The following is a 19,137-nucleotide window of genomic DNA, read 5'->3' as shown; positions in this document are numbered from 1 at the left end:
GAAACGAAGAATGGCGATTATCGCCCTGGCGCTGCTTTTGTCCGCATGCAACTCCGCCTATCACATCAGGCAAACCACGTCCGATCCGCAGGAGATCGAAAGCATGCCCCGCGAGGTGGCCATGGAAGCCGTCCTGGTGTTCTCCAAAGCCAGGGCCACGGCCGGCAAGGGCATGTGCGTGCTGACGGAGGAAGGCGTCGCCAACCGGGAACGGGGAGAGTTCGTGCGCTACGGCAGGACGTGCTTCAGGCTGGCCTATCAGGACCATGTCGCGCCCGGGGCGCAGGACGGCCCCGCCATCGTGTTCACGGACCTGGATGCGCACGCGACCATCTGCGGAACGGAATTCACGTGGGCCGAACTCGCCGGGTCCAGCCCGCAATACGTCGACAAGACGTTCAAGTGGATCGGGGCGGCTGTCCAGTCCCTCGGATCGACGTACTGCCCCCAAGGAGAATAGCGCATGAAAAAATCACTGTTGCTTCTGCTCGTCGCGGCGCTGCCCGGCGGATGCGCGGACAGGGGGACGGGCCTGGAGATCGACTCCAGCCACGCGAACATGCCCAGGGATGTCGCCATCAGCTACCTGCAGAATGAAAGCGTGAAGTTCTCGCCCACGATGCCCTGCCACTTCACGAACAACGGGGTGCTCGGCGTGCCGTACGAGGACATCGTGTTCTACGGCCACAGCGGGCTGGAGCGCATGATATTCATCATCCCCCTCTACGAGGGCGCAAAGTCCGGAGGGACCTATCTGTGCCGCGCCGTCGAATACAACGCCTGGTACAGCGACTACGGCACCGACGAGTACGTCGACGTCATGAACAAGACGGTCACGGCGCTGGTTTCCCTCGGGGCGAGGGAGGTCGGCGGCGGGGCGTACGGGGCCAAAAAGGAGACCAGGACGGTGGACCAGTGAGCGCTAGCTCCTAAGCCGGCCCAGGCACCGGATCAACCATAAGTCAGGCGCATGCGCCCCACGAACTCCCGGGTGAAGTCCGGGCGCGAGGCGAGGTCCAGGCAGCGCGTGGACGCGGGCAGGGACTCGGCGAAGGCCCTGGCCTCGGCGCTGGCGAGCAGCAGGGCCGCCCCGTCCAGGGAGGCGTTGCCCACGGCGCGCACGCGCGCGCCCAGGCCCGGGGGGATGAAGCCCAGGGACTCCAGATCCGAAGGCGCGACGTGCTCTCCCAGGGCCCCGGCCAGGCACACGGAGCCGAGGTCCGACGGCCGCAGCCCGGCCTCGGCCAGCAGCGTGGAGCAGGCCAGGTCGAAGGCCGCCTTGACCTTGAGCACCTCCTCCACGTCCGAGGCGGCCAAATACAGCCCCCCGGGCAGGTCCAGGCGCGCCTCGCCGCCCTCCTCGCCCAGGTCCTGGGCCAGGCGGCGCGCCAGGGGCGTATTCCCGGCCGAAAAGCCGCCCTTGGAATCCAGGACGCCCTGCTCCGCCAGAAGCGCCATGAGGGACAGATAGCCCGCCCCCGTGATCCCGGCGGCCAGCGAGGGCGCGCCCCCGCCGATGCAGTGGGTTTCGAGGCCCCTGGGCGTGAGCGCGAAACGGGACACCGCGCCCGGCCCGGCCACGTTGCCGCAGGCTAGGCCCGCGCCCTCCAGGGCCGGGCCCAGGGGCACCGAGGCCGCCACCTGGGTTCCGTCCGAGAGAGCCAGGAGAAATTCGCCGTTGGTGCCCATGTCCGCCAGCAGGAACGGCCGCCGCACCGACTCGGGGCCCAGGCTCAGGGCCGTCAGCCCGGCGCTCAGGTCCCCGCCCACGAAGGGCGCCAGCTGCGGCGGCACGTAGGCCTCGGGCAGGCCCTCTCCCAGGGCCGCGAAGCGGCCGCCCGGCTCGTCCAGGGTGTAGGGCGCGGCCGAAAGCCCGTCCACGGGCAGGCCGAGAAGCAGCAGGGTCATGGCCGGGTTGCCCGCCACGGCCAGGGACGCGGCCCGGCCCGGCAGGGACGCGGCCACGCGGCGCAGGGCGTCCAGCACCAGGCCGCGCAGGACTTCGGCCCCGGCGGCGGAGCGCGCAAAGGCCAGCCGCGACATGACCTCGCTGCCCGCACCCATCTGGGGGTTGAGGAACGAGCCCGAGGCGGCCTCGCGGCCTCCGGCGTCCAGGGCGCGCCAATGCACTGTGGTGGTTCCCAGATCCACGGCCAGGAGCAGGTCCAATCCGGCGGCGGTTGCGGCGGCCGGGGCTTCGTCCATGGGAGGCGCGGGCAGGAAGATGCGCGTGCCGGCAAGGGCCTTGTGGCGGCAGCCCAGGCGCCAGCCCCGGGCCAGCTCCGCCGCGTCCAGCACCAGGTCCTCCCCGGGCGCGGGCAACGGGGCCGGGGACTCGAAGCGCACCCGGCAGCGGCCGCAGCGCCCCAGGCCCGAACACAGGGCCCGGGTCTCGTAGCGGCCCGACAGGTACGCCGCCTGGACCAGGGTGCGTTCGGGGTCGGCTGGGAGCCGCAGTTCGCGGCCCGCCGCGTCGGTGATGGAAATGCTCATTGCCCGCTCTTTGCCGGGGATTCGGGGGCGCGGCTACGCGCCGATGTTCAGCCTGCCCTTGCCGTCGGCCGCCTCGGCCACGCGCCCGATGCGCGCGGCCAGGTCGCCGGCTTCGGTAAGCAGGCCGCAGACGCCGTCCACGTGCTCCGGGGGCACGGAAAGCACCAGCCCGCCCGAGGTCTGGGCGTCGAAGACCAGGTCCACGAGCACCGTGTCCAGGCCCGGGGCCACGCTCACCAGGCCCGCGCAGAAATGCTTGTTGGCGAAGCTGCCCGCCGGGATCAGGCCCATGCCCGCCAACTCCACGGCATGGGGCAGGAACGGCACCCCGGCCAGGGAAAGCTCCACGGCCACCCGCGAGGCGCGGGCCATCTCCAGCAGATGCCCGCCCAGGCCGAAGCCCGTGACGTCCGTGGCCCCGATGAGGGAAAAACGGCGGATGGCCTCGCCCCCGGCCTTGTTCAGACGCGAGGCCGAGCGGTACAGGATGTCCTCCAGCTCGTCGGCGTTCTCCCACTTGCCCTTGATCGCCGTGGCCAGGACCCCGGTGCCCAGGGCCTTGGTCAGGATCAATTCGTCCCCGGGCCTGAGGCCCGCGTTGGTGGCGAAGGCGTCGGGGTCCACCACGCCGGACACGGCCAGGCCGTACTTGATCTCCTTATCCTCCACGCTGTGGCCGCCCGCCAGCACGGCCCCGGCCTCGCGCACCTTGTCGTAGCCGCCGCGCAGGATGTCCTGCAGGATCTCCGGCCCCAGGTCCTTGATGGGGTAGCAGACGATATTCATGGCGGCCATGGGCTCGCCGCCCATGGCGTAGACGTCGGACAGGGAGTTGGCCGCCGCCACCTGGCCGAACCTGTAGGGATCATTGACGATGGGCGTAAAAAAGTCCACCGTCTGCACCAGGGCCTTGCCCCCGGGGAAACGGAGAATGGCGGCATCCTCGCCCAATGCCTGGCCAGCGAGGATCCGCGCGTCGGACTGCCCGGGAAGGGCCGCCAGCACCTGCTCCAGGTCCCCTGGAGCGATCTTGGCGGCTCAACCAGCAGCTTTGACGGTGTCCACGAGAACGATCTTCTCGGACATCACGGCTCCTTGTGGATGCTGTCTTGCTCCCGTACCTGTCAGGACGGGAAGGTGTCCTGGGCGCGGCATTCCTGGCGCAGGAACTCCACGAAATACCGGGCCACAGGGAAAAGATGGCGCTTGGCGTGGTACACGAGATAGAAGTCGCGGCGCATGGCCAGCCCCTGCACCTTGAGCTCCGTGACCACGCCCCGGGCCAGGGCCTCGCCAGCGGCCAGCCGGGAGGTCACGGTGGCGCCGATGCCCGCGCGGGCGCACTGGATGGCCGACTCGGTGCTCTGCACGCGCATACTGGGCGTGGGCGGCTCCAGGCCCAGGCTCGCCAAAGCCTGGACAAAGGCGCGCAGGGTGCCGCTGCCCTGCTCCCGCTCCACCCAGGGCAAATCCGCAAGGTCGCCGGGGGACAGCAGGCCGTCGCCCACATAGGGCTCCCCGGGCGCGGCGATGATCACCAGGTCGTCCCTTATGAGCGGCTCGAAGGTCAGGTCCGGGTGCTCCTCCATGGCGCCGACCATGCCCACCATGTCCTCGCCCCCGGCGATGCGCCGGATGATGGACTCGGAGTCCCCGAGCCTGAGCATGAAGTGGACCTCGGGATAGCGCGCGGAAAAGCGCTTCACCAGGGGGGGCAGCACGTAGGTGGCGGGGATGGTGCTGCCGCCCACGAACAGGTCGCCCACCACGCGCTCCTGCAGGAGTTGGATCTCGGCCGTGGCCGCGGCCAGCGAGGAAAACACGTCCTGGGCGTGGCGGTAGAGGATTTCCGCCGCCCTGGTGGGCAGGATGGAACGACCCAGGCGGTCGAACAGGGGCATGCCCAACTCGGACTCCAGGGCGGAGATATGGGCGGAAATGGTGGGCTGCGAGAGATACAGCTCCTCCCCTGCCCTGGAAAAACTCATCAATTCGTAGACCTTGATAAAGGCCTCAAGCTTTCGTACATCCATGCGGCGCTCCGGGTCACCCTGTTCAGGCCTGCCGGCGACGGCAAAAAAAAAGCAGGCCATACGGCCTGCTTTTTAAGCTGTTTCAATGGAAAAAGCCAGATTAATCAGCTTTGCCTTCCTTGGGCTCGGCTTCTTCCTCGGCTTCTTCGGCTTCGGGAGCCTCGGCGGCGTCTTCGGCCTCGGGGGCCTCAGGAGCCTCCTCGACCTCGGGGGCCTCGGCCTTGGGCTCCTCGGCGGCGGCCTTGGACGCGGCGGCCTTCTTGGGAGCGGCCTTCTTGGCGGGCTTGGCTTCCTCGGCCTTCTCCCCGGCCTTCTTGGTGAACTCGATCACCGCCAGGGGGGCGCAGTCGCCGACGCGGGGCATGCCCAGCTTGATGACGCGGGTGTACCCGCCGCCGCCAGCGGCGTAGCGGGGCCCGATCTCATCGAACAGGCGCTGCACCAGGGCGTGATTGCCCAGGACCTTGTAAGCCTCGCGGCGCGAAGCCACGGTATTCTTCAGAGCGTAGGTGACGAGCCGCTCAACGACCTTGCGCAGTTCCTTGGCGCGGGTCTCGGTGGTGCGGATGGACTCGTGCACGACCATGGACCGGGCCATGTTGCGGAACATCGCCTTGCGCTGGGAGCTGTCCATGTTCAGCTTCTTGCCGGCTTTCTTATGCCTCATCGGTTTCCTTCCTCTTCAGCCAATCCTCGTAACGTTCCTGGAAGTTCTCGACGGTCATGCCGAATTCCAGCTCCATTTCGGACAGGATGCGGCGGATCTCGTCGAGGGACTTGCGACCGAAGTTCTTGGTCTTGAGCATCTCGGCCTCGGTACGCTGCACCAGCTCGCCCACGGAACGGATATTGGCGCTCTTCAGGCAGTTGGTGGCGCGCACGGACAGCTCCAGCTCGTCGATCCCCTTGAACAGGTTGGGATTGAGGTCGTCGCCATGGGAGCTGTGGGCCTGCTCGTCGTCGGAGCTCTGCTCATCGAAGTTGATGAACACGGTGAGCTGATCCTTGAGGATCTTGGCGCTGTAGGCCAGGGCATCCTCGGGAGAGATCGAGCCGTCCGTCCAGATTTCGAGGACCAGCTTGTCGTAGTTGGTCATCTGACCGACGCGGGCCGGCTCGATGGAGTAGGCGACCTTCTTCACGGGGGAGAAGCTCGCGTCCAGCCGGATCAGGCCGATCTCGTCGGTCAAGGTGTCGCCCATCTCGGCGGGCACGTAGCCCTTGCCCATCTGGACCTCGAGCTCCATGCGGAGCTTGATGTCCTCGGACAGGGTGGCGATGTGCTGATCCTTGTTCAGGACCGTGACCCGCTGGTTTTCCTTGATGGCCGCGGCGGTGACGGCGCCCTTCTTGTCGGCCTCCAGCACCAGCCTCTGCGGCTCTTCGGAGGTCATGGCGAACCGCACCTGCTTCAGGTTCAGCACGATGTCCGTGACGTCCTCGATGACACCGGACATGGTGGTGAACTCATGCTGGATGCCCTCGATGTTCACGGACACGATGGCCGCGCCCTGCAGGGAGGAAAGCAGAACCCTCCTCAGCGCGTTGCCGATGGTCGTCCCGAAGCCGCGTTCCAGCGGCTCGCACACGAACTTGCCGTACGTGTTCGAGCTCTTGCCGTCCCGCATCAGCTGCTCGGGCTTGACCAGCTCGGACCAGTTGCGCGTATTGACCATTTTGTCGCCGTCTTGGATGATCATCTTGGCTCCCTGTTATTTGGAGTACAACTCGACGATCAGCTGCTCGTTGATGGGGAACTGGATGTCCTCGCGGACCGGGCGGGCCTTGATCGTGCCCTTCAGCGCCTGACCGTCAACCTCCAGCCAATCGGGGCAACCGCGCCGGGCGATCACTTCCTGGGCTTCCTGGATCACGGGGATCTTCTTGGACTCCTCGCGCACGGTAACGATATCGCCTTCCCTGATCTGCATGGAAGGAACGTTCACGCGACGGCCGTTGAGCACAAACACCCCGTGGCGCACGAGCTGGCGCGCCTGATCGCGGGAGTTGGCGAAGCCAAGACGGTAAATCACGTTGTCCAGACGCATTTCCAGAAGGGCCAACAGGTTGTGGCCGGTGACGCCCTTCTTCATTTCAGCCTGGTGATAGTAGCTGCGGAACTGCTTCTCCAGCACGCCGTACATGCGGCGGACCTTCTGCTTCTCGCGCAACTGCAGGGCGTAGTCGGTGATCTTGCTACGGCGGCGGCCATGCTGGCCGGGCACGTAGGGACGGCGCTCGTACGAGCACTTGTCCGTGAAGCAGCGGTCGCCCTTCAAAAACAGCTTCTGCCCCTCGCGGCGGCAGAGGCGGCATTTAGCTCCGGTATATCTTGCCACTGTATCCTCCTAAAAGATCGACCGGTTAGACCCTGCGGCGCTTGGGCGGCCGGCAGCCATTGTGCGGAACGGGGGTGATGTCGCGCATGAAGCTGACCTTGAAGCCGGCGTTGTTGATAGCGCGCATGGCGGCCTCGCGGCCGGATCCCGGGCCCTTCACGAGGATGCCCACGGTACGCATGCCGTGCTCCTGGGCCGCGCGAGCCGCGCGCTCGGCGGCAACCTGGGCGGCGAAGGGGGTGCTCTTGCGGGAGCCCTTGAAACCGCTGGCGCCGGATGTGGCCCAGCTCACCACATTGCCCTTCATGTCGGTGAAGGTAATGATGGTGTTGTTGAAGGACGCCTTGATATGGGCGATGCCCATAGGCACGCTCTTCTTTTCCTTCTTCTTCCCGGTGCGGCGGGGTTTGGCCATAGTCGTGTCTCTCCGTATTGGAACGTTCTTTTGCCGCCGCCCCTGTGGACGGCCAAACAAATGTTACTTCTTCTTCCGGCCCACGACGGAACGCCTGGGACCCTTGCGGGTGCGGGCGTTGGTGTGGGTGCGCTGCCCATGGCACGGCAGGCCGCGGCGATGGCGCAGGCCCCGGTAGCAGCCGATGTCCATGAGGCGCTTGATGTTGGCCTGGATATCGCGACGCAGGTCGCCTTCCACCTTGTGGTTCTCTTCGATCTCCTTACGGATATCGTTGGTCTCCTCGGCGGTCAGGTCGTCCGTGGTCTTGGTCCAGTCGACACCGGTGGCGTCGAGAATCTGCAACGCGGTGGTGCGCCCGATCCCGTAAATATAGGTCAGGGCGATGTCCAGACGCTTGGCCTTGGGCAAGTTGATGCCTGCAATGCGTGCCACTTTCCAATCCCCTTATTCTAGCCCTGGCGCTGCTTGTGCCTGGGGTTTTCGCAGATAACCCGGAGAACGCCCCTGCGGCGGATCACCTTGCACTTCGGGCACATCTTCTTGACAGAAGGTCTGACTTTCATGACCTGCTCCATTTTCCGCGGGGTCGCAGCCTTGCGCGCACCGCCGCTCATGTTCGTTTCTTCAGGTTCCCGTCAAGCTTTTAGCTTAGACTGAGGATCTCCGGACCATCCGGGGTCACGGCGACCGTATGTTCAAAGTGGGCGGACAGCTTACGATCTTTTGTCACGGCTGTCCACTTGTCTTCGAGGACCTCCACTTCGTGGGTTCCCTCGCAGACCATGGGCTCGATGGCGAGCACCATTCCGGCTTTCAGCGGTACGCCAATGCTCCCCTTGGGAACGAAGTTGGGCACCTCTGGCTTCTCATGAAGCTTTCGTCCTATCCCGTGTCCCACGAACCGCCGAACCACGGAGTAGCCGCGGGATTCGACGTGGTCCTGCACAGCTCGCGAGACGTCGTACAGGTGGTTTCCGGGGTGAGCCTGCTCGATGCCGAGCATCAGAGACTCCTCGGTGACCTTCAACAGGTCGCGGGTGGATTGCGCCACCGCGCCGACCGCGAAGGTCCGGGCCGAGTCCCCGTTGAATCCGTCGTACACCACACCCATGTCAAAGCTGACGATATCCCCTTCTTCAAGGATGCGGGTCTGCGACGGAAAACCGTGGACGACTTCTTCATTCACAGAACAACACAGGGCGTAGGGAAACCCGCCATATCCCTGAAAGGCGGGCTTCACGCCAAATTCCTTGCACATATCCTGGGCGATGGTTTCGAAGTGCATGGTGGGGACTCCCGGCTTCACCGCTGCGCCCATGGCGTCCAGAATCAGTGAAACCATCCGGTTAGCCTCGCGCATGATCGCGATTTCACTCGGATTCTTGAGATAGATGCCCCGCACCTTGCGCAAAACTACCGTCGCCCCTTGATCTTCTGTCCCTTGCCCATCAGCCCCTCGTACTGGCGGGAGATCAGATAGGACTCGATCTGGGACATGAAATCCATGGACACGCCCACCACGATGAGCAGGCTGGTGCCGCCGAAGTAGAACGGCACCCCGATCTTGGAAATGAGCAGCATGGGCAGCACGCAGATCGCGGAGATGTACAGCGCGCCCCAGAGAGTGATGCGGCCCAGAACCTTGTCGATGTATTCCCTGGTCTTCTGCCCGGGGCGGATGCCCGGGATGAAGCCGCCCTGCTTGCGCAGGTTCTCGGCGATGTCTTTCGGATCAAAAATGATCGCCGTGTAGAAGAAGCAGAAGAAAACAATGAGGGCCACGAAGAGCACGTTGTACAGAAGCGTGCTCGGCGCGAACCAGGCCGCCGCGTCGTTGATCCACTCGACCTTGGAGAACTGCCCCACGGTGGCCGGGAACATCAGGATCGAGGAGGCGAAGATGGGCGGAATCACGCCCGCGGTGTTGACCCTAAGCGGCAGATGCGAGGACTGGCCCCCGTACATCTTCCGGCCGACCATGCGCTTGGCGTAGGAAATGGGTATCCTGCGCTGGGCCCGCTCCATGAAGACGATGAAGCCGAGGACCACGGCCATGGCGGCCACGAGGATCAGCACGATGAAAAGCGTCAGCTCGCCGGCGCTCATCAGGCGGAAGGTCTTGAATATGGCGCCCGGAAGCCCGGCCACGATACCCGCGAAGATGATCAGCGAAATGCCGTTGCCCAGGCCCTTCTCGGTGATCTGCTCGCCAATCCACATGATGAACACGGTACCCGCCGTCAGCGTGATGATGGTCACCAGGCGGAAACCCCAGCCCGGATCCACCACCACGGACGCGCCGCCGGGGCTGGACATGCCCTCCAGGCCGATGGCGATGGCCAGGCCCTGGACCACGGTGATGAGCACCGTGCCGTAGCGGGTGTACTGGGTGATCTTCTTGCGGCCGGCCGCGCCCTCCTCCTTCTGCAGCCGTTTCAGCTCGGGGCTGACGACTTGGAGCAGTTGGATGATGATGGACGCGGAAATGTAGGGCATGATTCCCAGGGCGAAGATGGAAAGGTTTCTCAACCCTCCGCCCGAGAACATGTCGAACAGTCCGAACAGCGTGTTGGACATGCTGTCGAAAAAGTCCTGCAACGCGGCGGTGTCCACCCCGGGGGTGGGCACGTGGATACCGATGCGGTAGACTGCCAGGAGGACGAAGGTCCACAGAAGCTTCTTCTTCAGCTCCGGCAGCTTGGCGAGATTCTCAACCCCAGAAAGAGCCACGTTCTCTTACCCTTCCAATTTCTTGGCGGTTCCGCCGGCAGCGGCGATCTTCTCCTCAGCGGACTTGCTGAAGCGATGGGCCTCGATGGTCACGGCGGCGGGGACGTCGCCCTCGCCCAGGATCTTCACCGGGGCATCGACCTTGGCCAGGCCGCGCTGGTAGATGTCGGCCACGGTGATCTCCGAGGCGCCCTCGAAGGCGGCCAGCAGGCGGCCCAGGTTGAGGACCTCGTAGCTCACGCGAAAACGGTTCTTGAACCCACGCTTGGGCAGGCGGCGCGCCAGGGGCATCTGTCCGCCCTCGAACCAGGGCGGAGTTCCGCCGCCGGAACGGGCGTTCTGACCCTTGTGGCCCTTGCCGGAGGTGGAGCCCTGACCGGAAGCCGGACCGCGGCCGATGCGCTTGCGGTCCTTGCGCTCCTCGGGGAACGAATACAGCTCGTGCAGTCTCATTATCCAATCACCTCGACGAGATGGTTCACTCGATTGATCATGCCGAGAACGGCCTCGTTCTTGGGAAGTTCCTTTTCCTGGCGGATCTTCCTCAAACCCAGGGCCGCAACGGTCTTCCTCTGGTTCGGCGGGCAGCCGATGACGCTCTTCTTCAGGCGAATCTTAATCGTTTCCATGATCCTCACCTACTTCCTGGGCGTTTCCAGCTTCTTGCCGCGCAGGGCGGAGACTTCCTTGGCGTCGCGCAGGGAGGTCAGGCCTTCCATGGTGGCCTTGAGCACGTTGTGCGGATTGTTGGTGCCGATGGCCTTGGTCAGGATGTCCCTGACGCCCACGGCTTCCATGACCGCGCGCACCGGGCCGCCGGCGATGATGCCGGTACCCTTGGACGCGGGCTTCAAGACCACGCGGGCGGCGCCGAAGCGGCCCAGGACCTCGTAAGGCAGGGTGCCGTCGAGCAGGGAAACCTTGCCCATGGTCTTGCGCGCCTTTTCGCTGGCCTTGCGGATGGCCTCGGGGACCTCCACGGCCTTGCCCAGGCCCCAGCCCACCGAGCCCTTGCCGTCGCCGACGACAACCAGGGCGCTAAAGTTGAAGCGCCGGCCGCCCTTGACGACCTTGGCCACGCGGTTGAGGTAGACGATCTTTTCGATCAGCCCCAACTCGTCCTGCTGCTGTTCCTTGCGGGAATCCTTGCGAGAGTCCCTGTCCCTGCGAGGGCCTTTCCCTTCCATTGCCATGTGTTACCTTCCGCAGTCTTAGAAGTTCAGACCGCCCTCGCGGGCGCCGTCAGCAAGGGCCTTGACCCTGCCATGGTAAAGATAGCCGTTGCGGTCGAAAACCACGTCCGCAACGTTCTTTTCCTTTGCCAGCTTCGCGATCTCGCGACCCACTTCCGTGGCCAACTCCTTGTTCAGGCTCTTGGCCGCCCCGTCCTTGGACAAGGACAAGGTGGACGCGGACAGGATGGTCTCGCCCGTCTCGTCGTTGACGAGGTTCGCGTAGATGTGGGCGTTGGAGCGGAACACGCACAGGCGAGGACGCTCGGCGGTGCCGCTGACCTTCTTGCGGATGCGGATCTTCCTGCGAAGGCGCTTGGTATTCTTAGAGTGGTTCATAGCGATACCCTATTATTTCTTCGCGCCGGATTTGCCGGCCTTGCGACGGATGGTCTCGTCCGCGTACTTGATGCCCTTGCCCTTGAACGGCTCGGGCGGACGCACGCGGCGGATCTGGGCCGCAACCTCGCCGACAAGCTGCTTGTCGACGCCGGAAATGGTCAGCTTGATGCCCTCGGCCTTGGCTTCCACGCCCGTGGGCAGCGGGTACTCCACGGGATGGGAGAAGCCCACGCTGAGCACCACGTTCTTGCCCTGCACCTGGACCTTGTAGCCCACGCCCACGACCTCGAGAGTCTTCTCGAAGCCCTTGGTGACGCCTTCGATGCAGTTGGCGATAAGGGTGCGGCGCAGCCCGTGCTGGGCTCGCGCGGTGCGGGACTCGTCGGCGCGGGTCAGCACGAGGGACTCCCCGTCCTTGGCCACCACGACCTTGTCATGCACCGGCGTGGAGAGGATGCCCTTGGGCCCCTTCACATCTATCTTCGTCTTCCCGATCGTCACCTCGACCCCGGAGGGGATGGCGATGGGTTTCTTACCGATCCTGGACATGACTCTTCCTCATTTACCAGAGTTCAAACAGCACTTCGCCGCCCACATTCTGCTCACGAGCCACGGTGCCTTCGAGAAGGCCGCGGGATGTGGACAGCACGCAGATGCCCAAGCCGTTCTGGACGCTGGGAATATCCTGGGCGCCGACGTACACGCGGCGGCCGGGCTTGCTGATCTTCTTGATGCCGCTGATGAGCGGACGTCCGTCAGCATACTTGAGCGTGATGTTGATCTCGCGCTCGGCCTCGGTATAATCGGTGATGTAGCCCTCTTCCTTCAGGATACCGGCAACGGCGCTCTTCACATTGGAGCGGGGCACGGTAACTTCCTTGTGCAGCGCCTGGTGGGCGTTGCGGATGCGGGCCAGCATATCCGCGATGGGATCAATCACTGCCATGATAATCTCCTTACCAGCTCGATTTGCGCACGCCGGGCAGCTCGCCGGCCAGCGCCTTGTTGCGGAAGCAGATACGGCAGATGCCGAACTTCCTCATGAAGGCGCGGGGACGGCCGCAAATGGGGCAGCGGTTGTAGCCGCGGCTGGAAAACTTGGGTTTCGCCTGCGACTTATTCAGCAAAGCTTTGCGAGACACGTATGTATCCTCCCTACTTCTTGAACGGCATGCCAAGCATGTCGAGCAGGACTTTCCCTTCCTTATCGGTCCGGGCGGTGGTGACAATGGTCACGTTCATGCCCTTGACGCGTTCCACCCTGTCCATGTTGACTTCGGGAAAGATGGTGTGCTCGCGTATGCCCATGGTGAAGTTGCCCCGGCCGTCGAAGCCGCGGTCCGGGATCCCCCGGAAGTCACGCACCCGAGGCAGGGCGAAATTCATCAGCTTGTCCAGGAAGTCCCACATGCCGTCGCCGCGCAGGGTCACGCGGCAACCCACGGGCAGGCCTTCGCGCAACTTGAAGTTGGCGATGGACTTCCGGGCGCGGGTGACCACGGCCCGCTGACCGGCGATGGCGGTCAGCTCCTCGACGGCGTCCTCGATCAACTTGTTGTTGGTGCTCGCCTCGCCCAGGCCGATGTTCAGGCTCACGCTCTTGACCTTGGGCATCTCCATGGGGCTCTTGTAGCCGAACTCCTTCTGGAGGGCGGGGGCGACCTTTTCCTTATATATGCTTTCGAGACGTGTCATTGTCGTCCACCCTAGTCGATGACTTCGTTGCACTTCTTGCAGAAGCGGACCTTCTTGCCGTCGGTCGTTTCCTTGAACCCGACGCGGGTCGGCTTGGCGCACGCGTCGCACATCAGCGCCACGTTCGAAATGTGGATCGGGGCTTCCTTCTCCACGATGCCGCCCGGCTGCTGGGTGTAGGGGTTGGCCTTGGTGTGGCGCTTGACCATGTTCACCTTCTCGATCAGGACCCGGTCCTTCTTGCGAAGGATCTTCAGGACCTTGCCGACCTTCCCCTTGTCCTTGCCGGCGATGACCATAACTTTGTCATCTTTGCGAATCTTGTACTTCTTCATGTCCATATCTCCTACAGCACTTCAGGCGCCAGCGAGACGATCTTCATGAAGTTCCGGGCGCGAAGTTCACGCGCCACGGGGCCAAAGATACGCGTCCCGACGGGCTCCATGCTCTTGTTGAGAAGCACCGCGGAGTTGGTGTCGAACTTGATGTACGAGCCGTCGGGACGGCCCACTTCCTTTTTCGTACGCACCACGACGGCCTGCATGACATCGCCCTTCTTCACCTTGGAATGGGGCATGGCTTCCTTCACGGCCACCACGATGATGTCGCCCACACTGGCGTAACGGCGTTTGCTGCCGCCGAGCACCTTGATGCAGGAAACCTTCTTGGCGCCGGAGTTATCGGCAACGTCGAGTTTGCTTTCCACCTGAATCATGGTCGGCTCCTAGACAGCTTTTTCCAGAATGGACTTGAGGGCCCACCGCTTGCGGCGGCTCAAGGGACGGTGCTCGACAATCTGGACCTTGTCGCCCACGCCACACGCGTTCTCGGGATCATGCGCCATGAACTTGTTGCGGCGGCGGATGTACTTCTTCAGCAAGGGGTGCTTCACCAGGGTCTCGACGCGCACGACAATGGTCTTGTCGTTGGCGTTGGAGACGACCATACCGGTCAGCACGCGCTTGTTGGACTTGTGTTCGTCAGCCATGGCTTACGCTCCAACTTCCTTTTCCCGGAGAATGGTAAGAATCCGGGCTATGGTCTTCTTCACTTCAGGAAGACGCTGGGTGTTCTCCAGCTGGGCCGTGGCATGCTGGAAGCGCAGGTTGAACAGCTCCTGGCGAAACTCGCCAAGCTTCGCGTTCAACTCGGCCGCGGACAGCTCCTTCAGTTCCTTGGCAGTCATTTACAGCCCCTCCCTCAGGACGATGGCGGTCTTGATGGGCAGCTTGTGGCGGGCCCTGACGAGCGCCTCCTTGGCCAGCTCCAGATCCACGCCGTGGATTTCATAGAGCACGTGGCCGGGCTTCACCGGGGCGTAGAAGCCCTGGGGAGCGCCCTTACCCTTGCCCTGGCGGACCTCGGCGGGCTTGGAGGTGTAGACCTGGTCCGGGAAGATCCGGATCCAGACCTTTCCACCGCGCTTGATGTGGCGCATCATGGCCACACGGGCGGCCTCGATCTGCTGGCTGGTGAGCTTGCCGTGCTCAAGAGCCTTGATGCCGATGTCACCGAAGGCGATGGTGTTGCCCCTCGTGGCCTTGCCACGCAGGCGGCCCTTCTGCCGCTTCCGGTATTTGGTTCTTTTGGGTGTAAGCATTACTGTTCCACCTCTTGATCAAGGATTTCACCCTTGAAAATCCAGACCTTGACGCCGATCACACCGTAGGTGGTGCGGGCGGTGGCAAAGCCGTAGTCCAGGTCGGCGCGCAGGGTGTGCAGGGGCACGCGGCCCTCGCGGTACCACTCGCTGCGAGCGATTTCGGCACCGGCCAGACGACCGGCGCAGGCGACCTTGATGCCCTCGGCCCCGAACTTGCGGGCCATGCCAACGGTGCGCTTCATGGCGCGGCGGAAAGCCACGCGGCGCTCCAGCTGAACGGCGATGTTCTCGGCCACGAGCTGGGCGTCGGTCTCCGGGCGGCGAATCTCGTTCACCTCGATGGAGAACTCGCGCTGGAACTTGTGCTTGAGGTCGTCGCGCAGCTTCTCGATCTCCACGCCCTTGCGGCCGATGACGATGCCCGGGCGGGCCGTGAAGATGATCAGGCGGATCTTGCCGCCGGCGCGCTCGATCTCCAGCCGGGAAATGCCGGCATGATAGAGCTTGGTCTTGATGAACTTACGGATCTTGTCGTCTTCGAACACATTGGCTGCGTAATCCTTCTTGCCGGCGAACCAGCGGGAGAGCCAATTCTTGTTGTATCCAAGACGGAATCCGTACGGATGAACTTTCTGTCCCACGTCAGCCTCCCTAGGACTCTGCGACAACCACAGTGATATGGCTGGTACGTTTCAGGATTCGGTTGGCCCGGCCCATGGCGCGGGGACGGATGCGCTTGAGCGTCGGGCCGCCGTCGATGAGCACCTGCTTGACCACCAGATTGTCGATGTCGACGCCGGGAAGCTGCTCCGCGTTGGCCACTGCGGAATTCAGGACCTTGTTGATCAGCTTCGCAGCCTTCTTGGGCGTAAACCGCAAGAGGTTCATGGCGTCCTCAACGGGAAGCCCCTTGACGTTCTCGGCGACGAGCCGCGCCTTCTGGGGCGACAGGCGCACGTACTTGGCAACTGCTTTCATTTCCATTTCAGCCACCTGTCCTTTAGCGTTTCGCCGCGCTCTTGCGGTCCGCGGCGTGCCCGAAATAGGTGCGGGTGGGAGCGAATTCGCCGAGCTTGTGGCCGACCATGTTCTCGGTGACGAACACCGGGATGAACTTGCGGCCGTTGTGCACGGCAAACGTCATGCCCACCATTTCGGGAATGATGGTGGAACGGCGGGACCAAGTCTTGATGACACGGCGGTCACCGCTCTCGGATGCCTTCTCCACTTTCTGCAGGAGGTGGCCGTCAACGAACGGCCCTTTCTTCAGAGACCTGGGCATGACAACTCCTATTTCTGGCCGCGTCGCTTAACGATGAGCTTGGACGACGGCTTCTTCTTGTTGCGGGTCTTGTACCCCTTCGTGGGCATGCCCCAGGGGGAGACCGGATGACGGCCGCCGGAGCTGCGTCCCTCGCCGCCGCCCAGGGGGTGGTCGACGGGGTTCATGGCCACGCCGCGGACTTCGGGGCGCTTGCCCATCCAGCGCGCGCGGCCGGCCTTGCCCACGGAGATGTTCTCGTGGTGGATGTTCCCCACCTGGCCGATGGTGGCCATGCAGGTCGCCAGCACGTTGCGCACCTCGCCGGAGGGCATGCGCAGGAGCGCGTACTTGCCTTCCTTGGCCACGAGCTGGGCGTAGGTCCCGGCGGCGCGGCAGAACTGGCCGCCCTTGCCGGGATGCAGCTCGATGTTGTGCACCACGGTGCCCACGGGCACGCGGGACAGGACCAGGGCGTTGCCGGGCTTGATGTCCGCGCCCTCGCCCGAGACCACGGTGTCGCCCACATTCACGCCCACCGGGGCGAGGATGTAGCGCTTCTCGCCATCCACATAGTGGAGCAGGGCGATACGGGCGCTGCGGTTCGGGTCGTATTCAATGGTCGCGACCTTGGCCGGCACTCCGGCCTTGTCACGCTTGAAATCAATGATGCGGTACAGACGCTTGTGGCCGCCGCCACGGCGGCGGGAGGTCACCCGGCCGAGGTTGTTGCGACCGCTCTTCTTGGTCAACCCGACCGTCAGGGACTTCTCGGGCGTGACCTCGGTGATCTCCTCAAAAGTGGAGATCGTCTGGAAGCGCCGGCCCGGCGAAGTGGGTTTCAGCTTACGCGTGGCCATGGCTTAGACTCCTTCGAACAGTTCGATCTTTTCACCCTCGGCCAAGGTCACATACGCCTTCTTGCAGCCGGCCAGGCGGCCGGTGACACGGCCGAAGCGGGTGCGGGGGCGCGGGCGACGCTTGACGACGTTGACGCCGGTAACCTTGACGTTGAACGCCTTTTCCACGGCAGCGCCGATCTGGATCTTGTTGGCGTCCGGATGCACATAGAACACGACCTGGTTGGCCTGCTCCTTGGCATTGGTCGCCTTCTCGGAGACCAGCGGGCGAATGAGTATCTGGGTGTAGTCCATTACTTCAACCTCTCTTCCACTGCCTTGGCGGCATCCTGGAACAGGACGATCTGGGGATGACGCAGCACGTCGTAGACGTTCAACATGTCCTGCTTGAGAATGGTGATGCCGGGAATATTCCGGGCAGAAAGACGGAGAGTCTTATCGTCTTCAGGCAGAACAATCAAGGCTTTTTTCAGTCCGAGGCCCTTGGCGATCTCGGCGAACTGCTTGGTCTTGACGTCCTCCATCTTGATGGAATCGACCACCGTCAGAGAGGATTCCGCAACCCGGGAAGACAGGGCCATGCGAAGGGCCAGCTTGCGGACCTTCTTGTTGACCTTGAAGTCGTAGGAGCGGACCTGGGGCCCGAAGACCGTGCCGCCGCCGCGCCAGATGGGGCTGCGGTTGGAGCCGGCGCGGGCGCGGCCCGTGCCCTTCTGACGCCAGGGCTTGGCCCCGCCGCCGCGGACAAGGCCCTTGCTCTTCACGGCGTGGGTCCCGGCATGCTGCTGGGCGCGCTGGGAGCGAACCACGAGGTTCAGAATCTCGGGCTTGACCTCGACTTCGAAGACCTCGGGCGCAAGCTCCAGTTCGCCGACCTCTTTATTGGCCTGATCGTAAACTTTCACGAGTGCCATGTTCTTACCCTCGATTCTGCTTGCGGACCATGACGATCCCGTTCTTGGGCCCGGGAACCTGGCCCTTAAGGATCAACAGGTTTTCATCCGGACGCACGTCCAGAATCTCCACATTGATGCAGGTAACGTTCTTGTTGCCCATCTGCCCGGCCATCTTGCGGCCCTTGAAGACCTTGGCCGGCCAGGCGCACTGGCCGATGCCGCCGGTGGAGCGATGCACCTTCTCGTGGCCGTGGGAGGCCGGGGCGCCGCGGAAGTTCCAGCGCTTCATGGGGCCCTGGAATCCCTTGCCCTTGGAGGTGCCGGTGACCTTGACCTTCTCGCCCGGGGCGAACATGTCCACGGTCAGGTCCTGTCCCAATTCGAACTCACCGCTGTCTTCCAGACGAATTTCCTTGAGGAAGCGATAGTAGGCCTTGCCGGCCTTGGCCTGGTGGCCTTTGGCGGGCTTGGTGAGCTTCTTCTCGTCCACTTCCTCAAAGCCGATCTGGACGGCGGAGTAATTATCTTTCGTGGTCGCGTCCTTCACCTGAAGGATGGGGCACGGACCGGCGGCAATGACGGTGCAGGGGATGGCCGTTCCGTCGTCGCCGAATATGCGGGTCATGCCCAGCTTGCGTCCCATGATGCCAAGCGTGTTAGCCATCATGCTTTCCTCGTTCTAGAGTTTGATCTCGACATCCACGCCCGCGGGCAGCGAAAGCTTGCCCAATGCGTCGACGGTCTGCTGAGTAGGCTCCAGGATGTCGAGCAGGCGTTTGTGGACGCGCATCTCGAACTGCTCCCGGGACTTCTTGTCCACGTGCACCGACTTCTGGATGGTGTACTTGTGGATATTCGTCGGCAACGGGATCGGTCCCGCGATGCTCGCACCCGTGTTGCGGGCCGTGTCCACGATCTCGGAAACGGCCTTGTCCAGGATGCGGTAATCGTATGCCTTCATCTTGATACGAATGCGGTCGCTCTGCATGGAGACCATCTTGCTTACTCCTCGATTTTGGAGACGACGCCGGCGCCCACGGTGCGGCCGCCTTCGCGGATGGCGAAGCGCAGGCCAAGCTCCATGGCGATGGGAGCGATGAGCTCGACATTGAACACGGCGTTGTCGCCGGGCATGACCATCTCGACGCCTTCATCCAACGCGATCACGCCGGTGATGTCGGTGGTCCGGAAGTAGAACTGCGGACGGTAGCCCGAGAAGAACGGGGTGTGGCGGC

The 19,137-nt window shown here is 63.8% G+C and carries 35 protein-coding genes; 2 read left to right on the top strand and 33 right to left on the bottom strand.

Annotated elements, in window-relative coordinates; genetic code table 11:
- Window positions 1–10: 10 nt before the first annotated feature.
- Together ACYYG1_RS13655 and ACYYG1_RS13650 are read left to right on the top strand one after the other, a co-directional pair.
- On the top strand, window positions 11–460 hold the full coding sequence (locus tag ACYYG1_RS13655) for a hypothetical protein (RefSeq protein ID WP_461210881.1): 450 nt from the start codon (window positions 11–13) through the stop codon (window positions 458–460).
- 3 nt (window positions 461–463) lie between these two features.
- Complete coding sequence (locus ACYYG1_RS13650) at window positions 464–919, top strand: hypothetical protein (protein WP_461210880.1); 456 nt, start codon at window positions 464–466, stop codon at window positions 917–919.
- Between the two features lie 32 nt (window positions 920–951).
- Here ACYYG1_RS13650 and ACYYG1_RS13645 read toward each other — a convergent pair whose 3' ends face one another.
- The 33 genes from ACYYG1_RS13645 to ACYYG1_RS13485 all read right to left on the bottom strand — a co-directional run.
- Entirely contained in the window at window positions 952–2,493 is a 1,542-nt protein-coding gene (locus tag ACYYG1_RS13645; RefSeq protein WP_461210879.1) for an ASKHA domain-containing protein, read from the bottom strand.
- Window positions 2,494–2,526: 33 nt separating this feature from the next.
- Complete coding sequence (selD, locus tag ACYYG1_RS13640; protein WP_461210878.1) at window positions 2,527–3,579, bottom strand: selenide, water dikinase SelD; 1,053 nt, start codon at window positions 3,577–3,579, stop codon at window positions 2,527–2,529.
- 38 nt (window positions 3,580–3,617) lie between these two features.
- Window positions 3,618–4,526, bottom strand: coding sequence for a selenium metabolism-associated LysR family transcriptional regulator (locus ACYYG1_RS13635; protein ID WP_461210877.1), 909 nt, complete (start codon window positions 4,524–4,526; stop codon window positions 3,618–3,620).
- Window positions 4,527–4,626: 100 nt separating this feature from the next.
- Window positions 4,627–5,193 (bottom strand): 50S ribosomal protein L17, encoded by a 567-nt coding sequence (rplQ, locus tag ACYYG1_RS13630; RefSeq protein WP_461210876.1) that lies wholly within the window; start codon window positions 5,191–5,193, stop codon window positions 4,627–4,629.
- The gene (locus ACYYG1_RS13625) at window positions 5,183–6,226 is read right to left on the bottom strand and encodes a DNA-directed RNA polymerase subunit alpha (protein ID WP_461210875.1); all 1,044 of its coding nucleotides are present in this window, start codon (window positions 6,224–6,226) and stop codon (window positions 5,183–5,185) included. Before ACYYG1_RS13625 ends, rplQ begins: the two co-directional genes overlap by 11 nt.
- A 12-nt stretch (window positions 6,227–6,238) precedes the next feature.
- A complete protein-coding gene (rpsD, locus tag ACYYG1_RS13620; RefSeq protein WP_461210874.1) occupies window positions 6,239–6,865 on the bottom strand; it encodes a 30S ribosomal protein S4 in 627 nt (208 codons plus the stop codon).
- A 25-nt stretch (window positions 6,866–6,890) separates the two neighbouring features.
- Complete coding sequence (gene rpsK, locus ACYYG1_RS13615) at window positions 6,891–7,280, bottom strand: 30S ribosomal protein S11 (protein WP_461210873.1); 390 nt, start codon at window positions 7,278–7,280, stop codon at window positions 6,891–6,893.
- A gap of 63 nt (window positions 7,281–7,343) precedes the next feature.
- Entirely contained in the window at window positions 7,344–7,715 is a 372-nt protein-coding gene (rpsM, locus tag ACYYG1_RS13610) for a 30S ribosomal protein S13 (protein WP_461210872.1), read from the bottom strand.
- Between the two features lie 17 nt (window positions 7,716–7,732).
- A complete protein-coding gene (rpmJ, locus tag ACYYG1_RS13605; protein WP_126376079.1) occupies window positions 7,733–7,846 on the bottom strand; it encodes a 50S ribosomal protein L36 in 114 nt (37 codons plus the stop codon).
- Window positions 7,847–7,926: 80 nt separating this feature from the next.
- A complete protein-coding gene (map, locus tag ACYYG1_RS13600) occupies window positions 7,927–8,694 on the bottom strand; it encodes a type I methionyl aminopeptidase (RefSeq protein ID WP_461210871.1) in 768 nt (255 codons plus the stop codon).
- Between the two features lie 2 nt (window positions 8,695–8,696).
- Window positions 8,697–10,013 (bottom strand): preprotein translocase subunit SecY, encoded by a 1,317-nt coding sequence (secY, locus tag ACYYG1_RS13595; protein ID WP_461210870.1) that lies wholly within the window; start codon window positions 10,011–10,013, stop codon window positions 8,697–8,699.
- 6 nt (window positions 10,014–10,019) lie between these two features.
- Window positions 10,020–10,466 carry a 50S ribosomal protein L15 gene (gene rplO / locus ACYYG1_RS13590; protein ID WP_461210869.1) on the bottom strand — a complete coding sequence of 149 codons (447 nt, stop codon included), beginning with the start codon at window positions 10,464–10,466 and terminating at the stop codon, window positions 10,020–10,022.
- On the bottom strand, window positions 10,466–10,642 hold the full coding sequence (rpmD, locus tag ACYYG1_RS13585) for a 50S ribosomal protein L30 (RefSeq protein WP_461210868.1): 177 nt from the start codon (window positions 10,640–10,642) through the stop codon (window positions 10,466–10,468). Before rpmD ends, rplO begins: the two co-directional genes overlap by 1 nt.
- A 9-nt stretch (window positions 10,643–10,651) precedes the next feature.
- Window positions 10,652–11,200, bottom strand: coding sequence for a 30S ribosomal protein S5 (gene rpsE, locus ACYYG1_RS13580; protein WP_461210929.1), 549 nt, complete (start codon window positions 11,198–11,200; stop codon window positions 10,652–10,654).
- Between the two features lie 24 nt (window positions 11,201–11,224).
- Window positions 11,225–11,584 carry a 50S ribosomal protein L18 gene (gene rplR, locus ACYYG1_RS13575; protein WP_461210867.1) on the bottom strand — a complete coding sequence of 120 codons (360 nt, stop codon included), beginning with the start codon at window positions 11,582–11,584 and terminating at the stop codon, window positions 11,225–11,227.
- Window positions 11,585–11,596: 12 nt separating this feature from the next.
- Window positions 11,597–12,136, bottom strand: coding sequence for a 50S ribosomal protein L6 (rplF, locus tag ACYYG1_RS13570; RefSeq protein ID WP_461210866.1), 540 nt, complete (start codon window positions 12,134–12,136; stop codon window positions 11,597–11,599).
- 13 nt (window positions 12,137–12,149) lie between these two features.
- Complete coding sequence (gene rpsH / locus ACYYG1_RS13565; protein WP_461210865.1) at window positions 12,150–12,533, bottom strand: 30S ribosomal protein S8; 384 nt, start codon at window positions 12,531–12,533, stop codon at window positions 12,150–12,152.
- 10 nt (window positions 12,534–12,543) lie between these two features.
- The gene (locus ACYYG1_RS13560; protein WP_461210864.1) at window positions 12,544–12,729 is read right to left on the bottom strand and encodes a type Z 30S ribosomal protein S14; all 186 of its coding nucleotides are present in this window, start codon (window positions 12,727–12,729) and stop codon (window positions 12,544–12,546) included.
- A 13-nt stretch (window positions 12,730–12,742) separates the two neighbouring features.
- Window positions 12,743–13,282 (bottom strand): 50S ribosomal protein L5, encoded by a 540-nt coding sequence (gene rplE / locus ACYYG1_RS13555; RefSeq protein ID WP_461210863.1) that lies wholly within the window; start codon window positions 13,280–13,282, stop codon window positions 12,743–12,745.
- Window positions 13,283–13,293: 11 nt separating this feature from the next.
- Window positions 13,294–13,617, bottom strand: coding sequence for a 50S ribosomal protein L24 (rplX, locus tag ACYYG1_RS13550; RefSeq protein WP_461210862.1), 324 nt, complete (start codon window positions 13,615–13,617; stop codon window positions 13,294–13,296).
- An 11-nt stretch (window positions 13,618–13,628) separates the two neighbouring features.
- Window positions 13,629–13,997 (bottom strand): 50S ribosomal protein L14, encoded by a 369-nt coding sequence (gene rplN / locus ACYYG1_RS13545; protein ID WP_461210861.1) that lies wholly within the window; start codon window positions 13,995–13,997, stop codon window positions 13,629–13,631.
- Window positions 13,998–14,006: 9 nt separating this feature from the next.
- Window positions 14,007–14,270 carry a 30S ribosomal protein S17 gene (rpsQ, locus tag ACYYG1_RS13540; protein ID WP_461210860.1) on the bottom strand — a complete coding sequence of 88 codons (264 nt, stop codon included), beginning with the start codon at window positions 14,268–14,270 and terminating at the stop codon, window positions 14,007–14,009.
- A gap of 3 nt (window positions 14,271–14,273) precedes the next feature.
- Window positions 14,274–14,468 (bottom strand): 50S ribosomal protein L29, encoded by a 195-nt coding sequence (gene rpmC, locus ACYYG1_RS13535; protein WP_461210859.1) that lies wholly within the window; start codon window positions 14,466–14,468, stop codon window positions 14,274–14,276.
- A complete protein-coding gene (gene rplP / locus ACYYG1_RS13530; protein ID WP_461210858.1) occupies window positions 14,469–14,882 on the bottom strand; it encodes a 50S ribosomal protein L16 in 414 nt (137 codons plus the stop codon). It abuts the gene before it with no gap.
- On the bottom strand, window positions 14,882–15,526 hold the full coding sequence (gene rpsC, locus ACYYG1_RS13525) for a 30S ribosomal protein S3 (RefSeq protein ID WP_461210857.1): 645 nt from the start codon (window positions 15,524–15,526) through the stop codon (window positions 14,882–14,884). The genes rplP and rpsC overlap by 1 nt, the downstream gene beginning before the upstream one ends.
- Window positions 15,527–15,536: 10 nt before the next feature.
- On the bottom strand, window positions 15,537–15,869 hold the full coding sequence (gene rplV / locus ACYYG1_RS13520; protein WP_461210856.1) for a 50S ribosomal protein L22: 333 nt from the start codon (window positions 15,867–15,869) through the stop codon (window positions 15,537–15,539).
- A 16-nt stretch (window positions 15,870–15,885) separates the two neighbouring features.
- Complete coding sequence (gene rpsS / locus ACYYG1_RS13515) at window positions 15,886–16,167, bottom strand: 30S ribosomal protein S19 (RefSeq protein ID WP_461210855.1); 282 nt, start codon at window positions 16,165–16,167, stop codon at window positions 15,886–15,888.
- Window positions 16,168–16,175: 8 nt separating this feature from the next.
- A complete protein-coding gene (rplB, locus tag ACYYG1_RS13510; protein WP_461210854.1) occupies window positions 16,176–17,006 on the bottom strand; it encodes a 50S ribosomal protein L2 in 831 nt (276 codons plus the stop codon).
- 3 nt (window positions 17,007–17,009) lie between these two features.
- Window positions 17,010–17,300: a 50S ribosomal protein L23 gene (gene rplW, locus ACYYG1_RS13505; RefSeq protein WP_461210853.1), complete on the bottom strand. Its 291-nt coding sequence runs from the start codon at window positions 17,298–17,300 to the stop codon at window positions 17,010–17,012.
- Window positions 17,300–17,920 carry a 50S ribosomal protein L4 gene (rplD, locus tag ACYYG1_RS13500; RefSeq protein WP_461210852.1) on the bottom strand — a complete coding sequence of 207 codons (621 nt, stop codon included), beginning with the start codon at window positions 17,918–17,920 and terminating at the stop codon, window positions 17,300–17,302. Before rplD ends, rplW begins: the two co-directional genes overlap by 1 nt.
- A gap of 4 nt (window positions 17,921–17,924) precedes the next feature.
- The gene (rplC, locus tag ACYYG1_RS13495) at window positions 17,925–18,566 is read right to left on the bottom strand and encodes a 50S ribosomal protein L3 (protein WP_461210928.1); all 642 of its coding nucleotides are present in this window, start codon (window positions 18,564–18,566) and stop codon (window positions 17,925–17,927) included.
- 15 nt (window positions 18,567–18,581) lie between these two features.
- The gene (rpsJ, locus tag ACYYG1_RS13490) at window positions 18,582–18,899 is read right to left on the bottom strand and encodes a 30S ribosomal protein S10 (RefSeq protein ID WP_461210851.1); all 318 of its coding nucleotides are present in this window, start codon (window positions 18,897–18,899) and stop codon (window positions 18,582–18,584) included.
- A gap of 5 nt (window positions 18,900–18,904) precedes the next feature.
- Window positions 18,905–19,137: EF-Tu C-terminal domain-related protein (locus tag ACYYG1_RS13485; protein WP_461210850.1), on the bottom strand; the 233-nt coding region annotated here is incomplete at its 5' end.

This window comes from Desulfocurvus sp. DL1XJH-121, assembly GCF_054819825.1.
Note: the sequence above shows the minus strand (reverse complement) of the source record. Positions and strands in the feature narration are given on the sequence as shown.